This window comes from Psychrobacter sp. ANT_WB68, assembly GCF_008369115.1.
Classification (GTDB): domain Bacteria; phylum Pseudomonadota; class Gammaproteobacteria; order Pseudomonadales; family Moraxellaceae; genus Psychrobacter.
This window is the reverse complement of sequence record NZ_VOAZ01000010.1, coordinates 1-1,217: the sequence shown is the minus strand read 5'-3', so window position 1 is coordinate 1,217 and position 1,217 is coordinate 1. Positions and strand designations below refer to the sequence as shown.

1 protein-coding gene is annotated in these 1,217 nt (G+C 49.2%); it reads right to left on the bottom strand.

All coding sequences use genetic code 11. From position 1 onward, the window contains the following. Positions 1-8: 8 nt before the first annotated feature. Positions 9-1,199, bottom strand: a complete 1,191-nt coding sequence (gene tuf, locus FQ084_RS13165) for an elongation factor Tu (RefSeq protein ID WP_149491077.1) — start codon at positions 1,197-1,199, stop codon at positions 9-11. Positions 1,200-1,217: the final 18 nt, after the last annotated feature.

Below are 1,217 nucleotides of genomic sequence, written 5' to 3'. Positions count from 1 at the left end.
TGGGTTACTTAGCTAAGTACGTTAGCAACAACACCAGCGCCTACCGTACGGCCGCCTTCACGAATAGCGAAGCGTAGACCTTTGTCCATAGCGATTGGATGGATAAGCTCTACGCCCATCTCAACGTTATCGCCAGGCATAACCATTTCAGTACCTTCTTGTAATTGGATTGCGCCAGTTACGTCAGTGGTACGGAAGTAGAACTGTGGACGATAGCCGTTTAGGAATGGTGTGTGACGACCACCCTCTTCTTTTGACAATACATATACTTCTGCGTCAAACTTGGTGTGAGGAGTAATAGAACCTGGCTTAGCTAGTACTTGGCCACGTTGTACGTCTTCACGTTTGGTACCACGTAGTAGTACGCCACAGTTTTCGCCTGCACGACCTTCGTCAAGCAGTTTACGGAACATCTCTACACCAGTACAGGTGGTTTTTTGCGTGTCACGGATACCAACGATTTCAATCTCGTCACCAACACGTACGATACCTGATTCAACACGACCAGTTACCACAGTACCACGACCTGAGATTGAGAATACGTCTTCGATTGGCATTAGGAATGCTTTGTCGATGTCACGCTCTGGCTCTGGGATGTAGGTGTCTAGGATGCCTAGTAGTTCTACGACGGCTGGTTGGCCGTATTTGCCTTCGTCGCCTTTAAGGGCTTGGGTGGCTGAACCTTTTACGATTGGGGTGTCATCACCTGGGAAGTCGTAGTCGTTAAGAAGTTCACGAACTTCCATTTCTACTAGCTCAAGTAGTTCTTCGTCATCAACAAGGTCACACTTGTTCATGAATACGATGATGTACGGTACGCCAACCTGACGTGAAAGCAGGATGTGCTCACGGGTTTGTGGCATTGGGCCGTCAGTTGCAGATACAACTAGGATTGCGCCGTCCATCTGTGCAGCACCAGTGATCATGTTTTTAACATAATCGGCGTGACCTGGGCAATCGACGTGAGCGTAGTGACGTGATGGGGTGTCATATTCTACGTGTGAGGTGTTGATGGTGATGCCACGTGCTTTCTCTTCTGGTGCTGAGTCAATAGACGCGTAGTCTTTGGCTTCGCCACCAGAGGTGATTGCTGCTACGGTTGCGATAGCGGCGGTTAGGGTTGTTTTACCGTGGTCAACGTGTCCGATGGTACCGACGTTGACGTGTGGCTTGCTGCGTTCAAACTTGGCCTTTGCCATGGGTATTTCCTCTTTTTT

Excerpts from the sequence above, each read along its gene's own strand:
- tuf (WP_149491077.1), bottom strand. The coding sequence starts at position 1,199 with ATGGCAAAGGCCAAGTTTGAACGCAGCAAGCCACACGTCAACGTCGGT.